The 12879-nt window shown below is 44.0% G+C and carries 12 protein-coding genes; 10 read left to right on the top strand and 2 right to left on the bottom strand.

What is annotated here, in order from left to right; genetic code table 11:
- Positions 1-261: 261 nt before the first annotated feature.
- Entirely contained in the window at positions 262-1095 is an 834-nt protein-coding gene (locus BLV86_RS05465) for a class I SAM-dependent methyltransferase (RefSeq protein WP_242873242.1), read from the bottom strand.
- Positions 1096-1395: 300 nt separating this feature from the next.
- On the opposite strand from BLV86_RS05465, the gene BLV86_RS05460 reads away from it, so the two are divergent.
- Together BLV86_RS05460 and BLV86_RS05455 are read left to right on the top strand one after the other, a co-directional pair.
- Positions 1396-2436 (top strand): protease-associated domain-containing protein, encoded by a 1041-nt coding sequence (locus BLV86_RS05460; RefSeq protein ID WP_090815434.1) that lies wholly within the window; start codon positions 1396-1398, stop codon positions 2434-2436.
- A gap of 152 nt (positions 2437-2588) precedes the next feature.
- Positions 2589-4085, top strand: a complete 1497-nt coding sequence (locus BLV86_RS05455) for a 4Fe-4S dicluster domain-containing protein (protein ID WP_090815432.1) — start codon at positions 2589-2591, stop codon at positions 4083-4085.
- Positions 4086-4317: 232 nt separating this feature from the next.
- Here BLV86_RS05455 and BLV86_RS05450 read toward each other — a convergent pair whose 3' ends face one another.
- A complete protein-coding gene (locus BLV86_RS05450) occupies positions 4318-4752 on the bottom strand; it encodes a hypothetical protein (protein ID WP_090815430.1) in 435 nt (144 codons plus the stop codon).
- A 435-nt stretch (positions 4753-5187) separates the two neighbouring features.
- Between BLV86_RS05450 and acpP the strand changes: the two genes are divergently transcribed.
- The 8 genes from acpP (at position 5188) to fabF (ending at position 12868) form a co-directional block, all read left to right on the top strand.
- A complete protein-coding gene (acpP, locus tag BLV86_RS05445) occupies positions 5188-5409 on the top strand; it encodes an acyl carrier protein (RefSeq protein WP_029199801.1) in 222 nt (73 codons plus the stop codon).
- 143 nt (positions 5410-5552) lie between these two features.
- A complete protein-coding gene (gene accD, locus BLV86_RS05440) occupies positions 5553-6587 on the top strand; it encodes an acetyl-CoA carboxylase, carboxyltransferase subunit beta (RefSeq protein WP_242873241.1) in 1035 nt (344 codons plus the stop codon).
- 2 nt (positions 6588-6589) lie between these two features.
- Positions 6590-7516, top strand: coding sequence for an acetyl-CoA carboxylase carboxyltransferase subunit alpha (locus tag BLV86_RS05435; protein WP_031555223.1), 927 nt, complete (start codon positions 6590-6592; stop codon positions 7514-7516).
- A gap of 41 nt (positions 7517-7557) precedes the next feature.
- A complete protein-coding gene (locus tag BLV86_RS05430) occupies positions 7558-8619 on the top strand; it encodes a 3-oxoacyl-ACP synthase III family protein (protein ID WP_090815428.1) in 1062 nt (353 codons plus the stop codon).
- A 42-nt stretch (positions 8620-8661) separates the two neighbouring features.
- The gene (locus tag BLV86_RS05425; protein ID WP_031555219.1) at positions 8662-9585 is read left to right on the top strand and encodes a nitronate monooxygenase; all 924 of its coding nucleotides are present in this window, start codon (positions 8662-8664) and stop codon (positions 9583-9585) included.
- Between the two features lie 98 nt (positions 9586-9683).
- Positions 9684-10712, top strand: a complete 1029-nt coding sequence (locus BLV86_RS05420) for an ACP S-malonyltransferase (protein ID WP_090815426.1) — start codon at positions 9684-9686, stop codon at positions 10710-10712.
- Positions 10709-11458, top strand: a complete 750-nt coding sequence (fabG, locus tag BLV86_RS05415) for a 3-oxoacyl-[acyl-carrier-protein] reductase (protein ID WP_330373146.1) — start codon at positions 10709-10711, stop codon at positions 11456-11458. Before BLV86_RS05420 ends, fabG begins: the two co-directional genes overlap by 4 nt.
- 168 nt (positions 11459-11626) lie before the next feature.
- Positions 11627-12868, top strand: a complete 1242-nt coding sequence (gene fabF, locus BLV86_RS05410) for a beta-ketoacyl-ACP synthase II (protein ID WP_031555213.1) — start codon at positions 11627-11629, stop codon at positions 12866-12868.
- The last annotated feature ends 11 nt before the right edge of the window (positions 12869-12879 follow it).

Raw genomic sequence — 12879 nt, 5'->3', positions numbered from 1 at the left:
AGCAAACATCTTAAAGCCTGACTTCACAACTTGCGCAATCTCAACAACAACTCAGAACGGAAGAACATACTGGGCACAGGAATTCGGAATCTGATATAGAAGAAAAACTTATAACAATAATTCTCATGATAAACATAATCCTACGCAAAAAAGACCCCGCCGGAAAAACCGGTGGGGTCTTTTTTGCCAATAAGGACGTCACGCGGGCGTTAAGAAGCCCATAATGTTTTGGTGATACGGTTTAATCAAAAAGTTCCTTTATCAGAACTTTCTTGTTTCCGGCAGGATACAGTCATATCGAATCGCTTTTCCGGATAATGAATAATCCGGCTTGATACCTGCAAGAAAAGGACCTTTAAGCGGTCTTTTTATGACGATCTTCCGGGGTTTTGCCTGAAGGGCAGCATTAAAAAGCTCGTTTTCATCTGAGCATGGACGTTCAAGCTGCTGTAAAAGCTGGAATTTCTTTTTTACCAATGCACTTTTGGTCCTGGCAGGGAACATAGGATCCAGTAGTACCACGTCCGGGGAATGCTCCAAATTCTTCATGGCTTCAATGCTGCTTTCGATGTGTAATTCCATGCGGGAGACTATTTCCTTTAGAAAAGGATCCATGGCAGCACGACGTAAAGTGTCTTCAAGCAGAGATGCTATAACCGGATCATATTCATAAAGGATAACATTAAAACCTGAGGCTGCAAGAAGAAGGGAATCTTCACCCATTCCGGCTGTTGCATCAATTATAACAGGGGTATGATCAAGATCCTTAAGTTTTGCGCATTTTACCAGAAGCTCCCGCTCCAGGTTGCTCTTTTTTAATCTGGAAGCATTGGCAGTAAAGTCACCCCGGAGAGAAAGAGTTCCGTCAGTAAGGGACAGTCCTGTTTCATCCAACTTTAAATATAGAGGTTTTTCTTTAGAGGATTTCTCCGAATCATCATCTGGAACTGAGGGGATTCCGGTGCCGGCTTCAGAGATAAATGCCTCAAGTTCTGATTTATCAATTGTGTAGGGAACACGGAGCCTTTCGGACAACATCCTTGCAGTATCAAGAAAAGTCCCGGATTCTGAATAGATCATCATTTTTGTTTCCATATATATTCCGTTCCAAGTGTAGAGTCGATTTTGACATCTGTGTGCCAGATATAAACGGCAAAAAACATGCATCTATAGATGAGTATGATTTTTAACTGTTATAAGTTTAAGAAAAGTCAGCATTTAAAGCAATGATTAAATCGTAGGATGTAAAAAGAGATAGGATTAAATTAAAATATGATGTATGTTATATTTGAACGAAAAGAGGGACCGGATCAGGTTTTCTTAGTGAATCTGATAGACGTCATGAGTTCTTGAAAAATATATAAAAGGGCTTAGGTTCCTGAAAGTGAGGAAATTATGAAAAGAATAATACCAAATGAAAACATTAAACAAATGGTAAAGAGAGGTTCTGCGGCAGGACTCATCATGCTGCTTCTCGGTACAAGTATTGCCTGTGGAAAGAAACCAACGGCAGTGGAAACTACTGCTGCTACTGAGGCAACAACAGAAGCTGCCACTGAAGCGGAAACTACGGAAGCAATCAATGATTTAAAAGAAATCACAGGAAAAGTATCAGATGCTGCAATGCATTCCCTGGTTCTTGAGGATAAGGATGGAAAAACCTACGAATTAAGCCTCGTGGATGGTGTAGATACCAGCATGCTTCAGGGTGGCGTGGAAGTCGGAATGGATGTTACCGTGGAACTGGACAGTGCGGGAGATGTTATCTCCATAAGACCGGCAGGAACTGAACTTGTGGGAGAAACAGAGGAAGCAGAAAGCAAAGAAGCTGTTTCAAGTGATGAAGTTAAGCAGCTCCAAAGCGGTGTTAAGACTGTGGCTGACCTTAGCTATGATGTTCAGAATGCCGGAGCCATTAGTGGAGTTGTTATAGAAGCTTCGGAGGAAGACGGAACCATAGTACAGACAGTTGAAGGTCCTGTTGAGTTTACAGTAAGCAAAGAAACCGATAAAAGTGCGGTCGGAGGCAAGGTTAATCCCGGTGATGGTGTCCGCGTATTCTTCAATGAAGATGGAGATGCACTTTCTTTGGAAAGTATGGATATGTCAATTAATAATCCCGATGCCGCAGTTGCAGCAGGAGAAGTGATCCTTGATGTGGCAAATAACGATTTCAAGTCATTTGCCTCAAAGGTACAGTATCCTATACTTGTGGACGGAAAGGAATATGCCGATGCGGAAGCTCTTGAAAAAGCAAAGGACAGCATATGGACTCCTGAACTTATAAAAGCGGTTGTTACTGAGGATCTTCTGAAAACAGCGGCAAAGGACGCGGGAATATTTATAGGTAAGGATGACGGTCCTTATGTTCTTATAAATAATGACATGGTATTTGAGATATCAGGCATAGCTGTACGAAAGGTCGTACAAAACTAAGATCAGAGTATCTTCAAAAAAACATGAACAAAATATAAGAATAAAAAGATTGTTAATTCTATAACACCATAATGGTTTAAATGTATCATGGATGTTATACTAATTATAGTTTTGATTAATGAGTATATTTATGTCTACACAGGAGGGTACGAATGGTAACTAATGATAAGGGTGCTATCGCGCTTAAACACGAAGTCATCGAAAGACTGGCAAGGGCCGCATGGGAGGACAGACTCGGCATAGAAGCAGAGAATGAGACCATTATGGCTATTTCACCGGGACCTCACTCAACATGGAGATGCTGTGTTTATAAAGAGAGGGAGATCCTGAGATGGCGTATCCGTCTCACAGAGAATCTTGATGCCAATCCTTACGCAACCGAGCCTAATCAAAACATTATCCAGGTTATAGATCCGGCTTGCGAGGAGTGTCCGCTTTCTTCCTATACAGTAACTGATAACTGTCGTTTATGCTTGGGAAAGGCATGTCAGAACAGCTGTCGTTTCGGCGCCATCTCCATGGGTGACCAGAGAGCACATATCGATCCCAACAAGTGTAAAGAGTGTGGTATGTGTGCCAATGCCTGCCCTTACGGAGCTATCGCTCACCTTGAGAGACCATGCCGTAAGCCCTGCCCTGTTAATGCAATTACCTATGATGAAAATGGCATTTGCAAGATAGATGACAAGAAGTGCATAAGATGCGGTCAGTGCATCCACAGCTGTCCTTTCGGAGCAATCGCATCAAAGCTTGATGTTCTCGATATCATAAAGGATATCAAGGAAGGCAAAGAGATTTACGCAATGTGTGCCCCTGCCATCGAAGGACAGTTTGGTAAGGACATCACTATGGGCTCCATCAGAGAGGCACTTAAGAAGCTTGGCTTCACAGATATGGTTGAGGTCGGTCTCGGTGGAGATATGACTGCTGCATATGAGGCTGAAGAATGGTATGAGGCACGTCAGGAAGGAAAGAAGATGACAACCTCCTGCTGCCCTGCATTTATAAATATGCTGAGAATGCATTATCCTGATCAGTTTAAGGAGAATATGTCAGAGACAGTATCACCTATGTGCGCTATCTCAAGATATCTCAAGGTGACACATCCGGGATGCAAGACCGTATTTATCGGACCATGCATCGCAAAGAAGTCTGAGGCTCATGAAATGGGCATAAAGGATAATGCTGATTATGTACTTACCTTCGGTGAGATGCAGGCAATGCTGAGATCAAAGAATGTTGAGATGGTTCCTGTTGTTGATCCTTATCAGGAGTCCTCAATCTGGGGCAAGAGCTTTGCAAGCTCAGGCGGAGTTGCCAATGCTGTTCTTGAGTGCATGAGAGAGCGTAATCAGGATGCAACAGGAATCCAGCTTCGTGCAGCAGCAGGTGGAAAGGAATGTACAACTGCCCTTCAGCTCCTGAAGCTCGGAAAGCTTCCGGAAGACTTTATCGAGGGAATGGTTTGTGAAGGCGGCTGCGTAGGCGGACCTTCAAAGCACAAGACAGAGCTTGAGATAAGAAAGGCACGTCAGGATCTCCTTAACCAGGCTGATGACCGTAAGATTCTGGACAACCTTAAGAACTATCCTATGGACAAGTTCTCCATGATGAGAGGACCGATGAATGAGTTCCATTGTGATAAATAATCTTTAATCCAAGGAATGACAATAAAAAAGCCGGGAGCCCGTAATCAGCGGGTTCCCGGCTTTTTAATATTCGCAATAAGGCTGTCACGCGGATGTAGCTTATTAAATGTGCCGCTTAAGGTTCGGAAAGAATCATCACCGTCACATTTTAGGCACAACACCAATGTGACGGACAACGCGAAACCAATAATGGAGGTCTTTTTCCAACCCGGTTTCAGGAAAATCTCGCGTGTCAGAACGGAAGCTTGAAGGATGGTATGGAACTGATCGCTTCGTTCAGGCTGTCCAGGTATGACTTAAGAGTTTCAACGGAATCGAAGAAATCATCAATTTTCTGACTGTAGTTAGAGTAGTCGGCCTGCAGCTGCTCCACCATTTTATCAACTTTTTTCATGGTTTCTATGGCCGCATCAACCTCAGTTTTGTAGTCATTGACAACATTATAAAGATAGTAGCCTGCACCAAGAATAAGCGCCAGTGCAAGCAGTGTGATCAAAAGAGTAAAGATCATAAGCCGGTGGTTCTGCTCAAGTTTTGTCATGATCTCTGCATTGGAAGGTTCCCTTTGGAATTCTTTCAGTGAGTCCTGAAAATCCTTATAGCTGTCAATGCTGTCTTCCGAACCGCTTTTGTTTGAACGATTCTTTCTATCATCTTTAAGTTCCATAATTATATATCTCCTATATTGATGATTTATTGAATGAATATCTGCCTCACATATACAGATAAAATCAGTTTCTGAGAATACACATTATAATAAGTAGAATTATACCATATATAAGGTCATGTTAGTACAATTTTAGCGGACCATGCAGATACGTCAATCGCTATTTAAAAAATTTCATAGTACCAAAATTTTTTAAATAACTATGCAGGAATAAACGACGAAATACCGTCATGCGCTTTTATCTCCATTATTCATAGTTTCAGAAACTACTTTTGTTCGGAAATTTCTTTCGTTGACTAAAGTATGACCATTAGGTATTATCAACAACGACAAGCGGATAGTTAAATTTTTTTATTAAAAAAATTTTTTCTATCTGCCTGAAAAAGTAACAAATAAAGAATTGAGATGTCGTTTTATCGACCAAAAGGAGAAAACATGGATTTCGAGAAAGTTAAGAGCATTATCGTTGACACACTTGCTTGTGACGAGGACAAGGTTACACCTGAGGCAAGATTCATTGAGGATCTTGAGGTAGATTCACTTTCACTCGTTGAACTTCACATGGCTCTTGAGGATGAGCTTGGACACTCAATCCCCGACGGTGAGATCGGAAAGCTTCAGACAGTTCAGGAGCTTGTAGATTACTGCAACAAATAATCAATTAAATCCGAAGAAATGATCCGCCTTCATCAAATCAGGCATGGAGATCTTACTCCTGCCGGGACTTATGAAGGCATGGATGTTTACTAACTAAAGCCAAAGCTTGTCTTTGGCTTTTTCAATGAAGTATGGAGGAATATATGGAATCTCCAATTACAAAGATATACGAAATGTACAAGGACAGAGCTTTACGTAAGAAGGCTCTGGCTGACACCGTTGGACACAGCGGACTCAAGTTTAATTTCGGAAAAGATGCTCAGGATGCTAAATCAAAGAGTTCCGATAAGAAAACAGCCGGTTCCGAAAAGGGTGCAGAGGAAGTAAGGGACAAAAATGGTTTCCGTATACCTGCGGTAATGATACCTTCCAGTTTTATAACCTGCAGATCTTGTGGAAGACGTGCTCTCAGAAAAAAGTGGGAAGATAATTTTTTTGTATGTCCTGAGTGCGGAAAGTATGCACCTATCGGAGCTTATTACAGATTAAGTCTTATTCTTGACAAGGGTTCTTTTGAAGAGATAGATACAGAGATCAAAGCTGAAGATCCCCTGGAATTCCCCGGTTACAAAGAGAAGATCGAACAGCAGGAGGAAAAGACAGGTCTGAATGAATCTGTAATTTCAGCAATCGGAACTATTCAGGGCATCCGCCTTGTAACAGTGGTTCTGGACAGCAGATTCTTTATGGGTTCAATGTCTCGTGCAGTTGGAGAAAAAGTTACTCGTGCTATAGAGTATGCCGACAGGGAAAAATTACCATTACTTATTTTCAGCGCCAGCGGCGGAGCACGTATGCAGGAAGGAATCTACAGCCTGATGCAGATGGCCAAGACAACCTCAGCAGTACAGACGTTCAGTGAGCATGGCGGACTGTTTATCAGCTTCCTTACACATCCTACTACCGGAGGTGTAACCGCAAGCTTTGCCACACTCGGAGACATTACCCTGGCTGAGCCCGGGGCTCTTATCGGATTCGCAGGTCCCAGAGTTATAGAGCAGACTATCAACCGAAAGCTTCCCAAGGGCTTTCAGCGTGCCGAGTATCTTGAGAACCATGGTTTTGTGGACAGGATAGTTGAAAGATATGAAATGAGAGATGTACTTACTGATGTACTGAAACTTCATATGGATTCAAAAAATATTCAGTCAAGAACATTTAAGGCTTCGGAGAATTAAGGATGATAAAAGAAATAATACAGGAAACAGAGCAGATTGAGGAAAGAATCAATGCTCTCTCTGAGAATGAAGAATTATTGGAAGAGAACGCTGAAGAGATACGTGAACTTGATAAAACAAGAAATGATCTTCTGTCCAAATGCACAGATTTAACAGCAGCCGACAGGGTTTATCTTGCAAGACATCCCAAGCGTCCTCACATTAAGGATTTCATAGATAATCTTTTTACAGATTTCTTTGAGCAGAAGGGAGATCACTTATATGACGAGGATCTTTCCATCTATGGTGGTATCGCACGTTATAAAGGATGCCCTGTAACAGTACTTGGACATCAGAAAGGCAGGACCATGGAAGAAAATCTTGCCTATAATTTCGGAATGCCAAGACCTGAAGGATATAGAAAAGCTCTTCGTCTTATGCAGCAGGCTGAGAAGTTTGGCCGTCCTATCATAACCTTTATCGATACTCCGGGTGCTTACCCCGGACTTGAGGCTGAAGAGCACGGACAGGGTGAAGCAATTGCAAGAAACCTTGCAGCTATGAGCAGCTTCCATGTACCTGTTATTTCTATAGTAACAGGAGAGGGAAATTCCGGTGGAGCCCTTGCAATAGGTGTTGCCAACAAGATCCTTATGCTGGAGAATGCAGTTTACTCAGTTCTCAGCCCTGAGGGATTTGCATCTATTTTATGGAAGGATGCCGGACGTCACGAAGAAGCCTGCGAAGTAATGAAGCTTACAGCCCGGGATCTCAGAAAGGCCGGTGTTGCCGATCATGTTATACCGGAGCCTCTCGGAGGTGCACAGGAAGATCCGGAAAGACTTTATGCGAGTCTTGATATAGTTCTTGAGAAGACATTTACAGACCTGTTAAAGCTGTCACCTGAGGAAGTAAGAAAAGATAGACAGGAAAAATACAGGAATATATAAAGAAGTTCAACAAAGTACAGTTGAATATCAGGAGTATAGTTTTGAAAGGAATAAAAATCATTGGCCTGGGAGGAGCACTCCCGGGTAAAACAGTCACAAACGATGCTCTCGGAGAGATCATGGATACATCGGATGCCTGGATATATCCCAGAACAGGAATCCATGAAAGAAAATTCTGCACGGAAAATGAAAGTGCATTGACACTTGCCATAGAAGCAGGAAGAAAAGCCCTTGAAGATGCAGGTATAAAGAAAGAGTCCATAGGCGCTGTTATCGTTGCGTCCATGTCACCGGATCTTGCAACCCCAAGTATGGCAGCTCTTATACAGAGAGAGCTGGAGCTTCCGGAAGTACCTGCACTTGATCTTAATGCTGCCTGCAGCGGATTTATATATGCCCTCGAAGTCGCAAGAGGTCTTTTATCAGCAGGTCTCGATGTATGTGATATTTATCCCGATAAAAAAGAAGAAAGAGAGTCCCGGAAGGCATCACAAAAGTATGCCCTTGTAATAGGAACCGAACAACTTTCAAGGCTTGTATCTATGGAAGACAGGACAACAGCCATTCTTTTCGGAGACGGTGCCGGTGCTGCGGTAATAGCATTGAACAGGGAAGAAGATGAGAATCTGTATGTGAGCCTTCTCGGTTCAAGAGGCTCCGGAGCCATAGAGGCACCCTCAATTTATACAGGGGCCTACGAGCAGAAGCTTAGAAAGAGTACTTCTGAGGATGGTCAGGAAAAGCCAAAGATCGATCACATGCTTATGGATGGTAAGGACGTATTTGTATTCGCCTGCGATATCATACCAAAGATCATTAACGGACTTCTGGATAAGACAGGGCTAAGCCTTTCGGATGTGGATCATGTTGTATGCCATCAGGCAAATGCAAGGATAATAAAACATGTTATCAGAGCCATGCATGCTCCGTCAGAAAAGTTCTTTATGAATATGGAAACTCTCGGAAATATCAGTGCAGCCTCAATCCCTATCGCTCTTTTCGATATGAAGAACAAGGGACTGCTGCATGAAGGAGACAGGATGATCCTGGCCGGTTTCGGAGGAGGCCTCACCTGGGGCGGATGTGTCATCAATTACAGATAAAGCTTTAGTCAGAATAATCAACAAAAACAGAGAAGGTAGATCATGAAGTTATTAAATGAAATTTTAGGAACCCGTTACCCGGTTATTCAGGGTGGTATGGCAAATATCGCAACAGGACGTTTTGCAGCAGCTTGTGCCAATGCCGGCGCCGTAGGACTTATCGGAACAGGCGGAATCAGAACAGCAGACGAGCTTAGAAATGAAATCCGCACAGCCCGTGAGCTTGCACCGGAGACAGCAGACGGATATAAGCCGGTTATCGGTGTTAACCTTATGCTTATGAACCCTTCAACAGATGATTTTGTAAAGGTTTGTATCGAGGAGAAGATTCCTTTGGTTACAACAGGTGCAGGAAATCCCGGAAAATATATGGAGGATTTCAAGGCAGCAGGAATAAAGGTAATCCCTGTAATAGGTGCGCCTGTACTTGCACAGCACGTTGAGAGACTTGGAGCTGATGCGGTAATCGCTGAAGGCACAGAGAGTGGTGGACACGTAGGTGAGATGACAACCATGACTCTGGTTCCTCAGACAGTGGATGCTGTAAATATTCCTGTTATTGCAGCAGGCGGTATCGCAGATAACCGTCAGTTTAGAGCTGCTATGGCATTAGGTGCCTGCGGTGTTCAGGTTGGAACCGTTCTTCTTGCTTCACCTGAGTGTCCTATACATGAAAACTATAAGGCAGCTCTTCTTAAGGCAAAGGGTACAGATGCCATCGTAACAGGCCGTATAGGCGGAACTCCTGTAAGAGTACTTAAGAACCAGATGACAGTTGAGTACTTAAAGCAGGAGAAGGCCGGCGCAGACAAGATGGAGCTTGAAAAGTACACACTCGGATCATTACGTCGTGCTGTATTTGAGGGAGACGTAAAGACCGGTTCCCTTATGTCAGGACAGGCTTGCGGACAGCTTAAGGAGATCCGTCCTTTGGCAGAGATACTTAAGGACTTAACACAGATGTAAATATTGCTATGAGCCATCAGGCTCCTGAGCATCTTTTATAAGACAAAAAACAGAGTCAAACGGGCAGGATATGTCCGACTGATCTGGAGGAGAAATAAATGAAGACAGCATTTTTGTATGCAGGACAGGGAAGCCAGCATGCCGGTATGGGTGCAGACCTTTACCGTGACTATCCTGAGTTCCGCAGAATATTTGATGGAGTTTCAGAGAAATTACAGAGTCAGAATCCGGATGATAAGAACTATGATCTTTGTCGCCTTTGCTTCGAAGATCCTGATGGAGTGATCAATGAAACTAAGTATACACAGCCGGCTATGGTAGCATTTGCCTGCGGTGTAACTGAGATACTTAAGGTTCATGGAATTCGTCCTGACTACGCTGCCGGACTTTCCCTCGGTGAGTACTCTGCACTTGAGGCTGCTGAAGTAATGGATGCCGAAACCGCAGTGGATATGGTTGCATATCGCGGAAAGAAGATGGCAGAAGCAAGCGAAGGTGTGGACTGCGGAATGACAGCTGTGCTTGGAATGGCTGAAGCTGACCTTGAGGAATGCTGCGAGAAAGTAAGAAATGAAACCGGTAAGGTTGTTTCCATCTGTAACTATAACTGTCCCGGACAGATCGTTATAGGCGGAGAGACAGAGGCTGTCGATAAGGTTACTGAGCTTGCAAAGAGTTATGATAAGGTTCGCTGCATACCTCTCAAGGTATCGGGACCCTTCCACACAAGCTTTATGTCAAGTGCCGGAGATGCTCTTCAGGAGTATTTCAAAAATATCCGTATGAACCGTCCTAAATGCACCGTTATGTTCAATTACCTTGGCGGTGAATCAGAGGCAGTTTCAGAAGCAATAAACTCAACAACAGCAACAACCGCAGCAGCATTCCGTAAGGAAATCCCCGAGCTTCTTGTAATGCAGGTTCAGAAGCCTGTACGTATGGAAGCGATAATCAGAAGTTTGTTTGAAAAGGGTGTCAGGAATTTTGTTGAGATAGGTCCCGGACATACACTTGGCGGTTTTGTAAAGAAGGTTGCCAAGGATATGGAAATCAAGGATTTCAACATTTGCTCAGTGGAAACCTCTGAGGAAGTGGAAAAGCTTATTGCAGATAAAGAGAGTGTATGATGAATAATTTAAAAGATAAGACAGCTATAGTCACAGGTGCTTCAAGAGGTATCGGAAGAGCCATCGCGCTGGAGCTTGCCGGAAGAGGCTGTAACGTGGTTGTTAATTTTGCAGGAAATGAGGCAGCTGCCCTCGAAACAGTAAAGCTGTGTGAAGAGGCCGGAGTAAAAGCCGTAGCCATGAAAGGTGATGTTTCCGATGAAGCAGCGGTTAATGAGATCGTTACTGCCGCACAGGAGCAGTTCGGAAGCATTGACATCCTGGTAAACAACGCAGGTATCACAAGAGACAATCTGATGCTCAGAATGAGTGCCGATGATTTTGATGAGGTTATCTCCAAGAATCTTCGCGGAGCCTTCCTTATGACAAAGTATGCAGGAAAGATCATGCTGAAGCAGCGATCCGGACGTATCGTAAATATCTCATCAATCGTAGGATTACATGGAAATGCCGGCCAGGCCAACTACTCGGCATCAAAAGCGGGAATCATCGGTCTCACAAAGACCACTGCCCTTGAGTATGCAAGCCGCGGTATTACGGCCAATGTTATCGCCCCCGGCTTCATCGATACTGATATGACAAAGGCTTTACCGGATAAGGTAAAAGAATCAATGCTTACACGTATCCCGGCTGGAAAATTCGGCGAGCCTGAGGATATCGCAAAAGCCGTAGCCTTCCTTGCATCAGACGATGCCCGCTACATCACCGCCCAGGTGCTTGGTGTAGATGGTGGCCTTGGAGCGTAGTAGTTTTGCATCGGCAAAACTACGGAGCGATATGGCCAGAGCAGAGCTCTGGTCCCGAAGGGATCAGAATTGGTCTACCCCAGACCAATTCTGACCGGCGGAGCGCCAGCGGGTACGGCCAAGTAGAATATTTCACCAGCCTAAATATAATCAAGAATGGAGTATGTCATGGAGAATAAGCGAAGAGTAGTTATAACAGGAGTAGGAACCGTAAACCCCACAGGAAATACTGTGGCCAAGTCTTGGGATAATATCCGTAAGGGAGTATGCGGAATCGCACCTATAACACATTTCGATACAACAGATTTCGTAGTAAAGCTTGCAGGAGAAGTAAAGGATTTTGACCCTTCACAGGTTATAGATCGCCGTGAACAGAAACATTTATCACGTTTCGCCCAGTTCGCACTTATCGCTGCAGAAGAAGCCATTTTACAGAGCGGCATAAAGGATACCACAGAATATGACGTATCCAGAATGGGAGTGATCATATCTTCCGGTATCGGTGCCCTTGATACCATTGAAGTAGAGCATAGCAGAGGTTTAAGCCATGGATATGAAAGAGTTTCACCTTTCTTTATCCCTATGTCAATTTGCAACATGGCAGCAGCCAATGTTGCCATACGTCACGGTTTCAAGGGAATGTGCACCTGTCCTGTAACAGCTTGTGCAGGTGGTTCCAATGCCATCGGAGATGCATTCCACAGAATCAGAGACGGATATGAAGATGTTATGGTTGCCGGAGGAACAGAGGCAAGCATTTCCCCGCTTGGAATAGGCGGATTCAGCAGCATGAGAGCCCTCAGCCAGGCAACAGATCCAAACCGTGCAAGCATTCCTTTTGATGCTGAAAGAGGCGGTTTCGTAATGGGAGAAGGATCAGGAATCCTTGTAATGGAGGAAAGAGAGCATGCATTAAACAGAGGGGCAAAGATCCTTGCTGAGATAGTTGGATATGGTGCCAACTGTGATGCATTCCATATCACAAGCCCGAATCCGGAGGGAGAAGGCGGTGCAGAGTGTATGCGTCTTGCCATAAAGGACGCCGGAATTGATGCTTCAGAGATTTCCTACATCAATGCACACGGTACCTCAACTCATCTTAACGATTCCTGCGAAACAAAGGCTATCAAGGCTGTATTCGGAGAGAATGCATACAAGATCCCTGTATCTTCAACAAAATCCATGACAGGTCATCTTCTCGGAGGAGCAGGCGGAGTTGAAGCTGTATTCTGCGTAAAGGCTCTTGAAGAGGGATTTATTCCTGCAACCGTTAACTATAAGACACCGGATCCTGAGTGTGACCTGGATATCGTTCCTAACGAAGGAAGAAATGCAGACCTTAAGTATGCATTAAGCAATTCACTTGGATTTGGCGGACACAATGCCTGCATCATTTTTGCAAAGGCTTAAGGCAGCGGATA

Origin of the sequence: Oribacterium sp. KHPX15, assembly GCF_900107835.1 — a bacterium.
Taxonomy (GTDB): Bacteria; Bacillota; Clostridia; order Lachnospirales; family Lachnospiraceae; genus Oribacterium.
The sequence above is the reverse complement of the archived record's forward strand: the minus strand, read 5'-3'. Positions and strand labels throughout refer to the sequence as shown.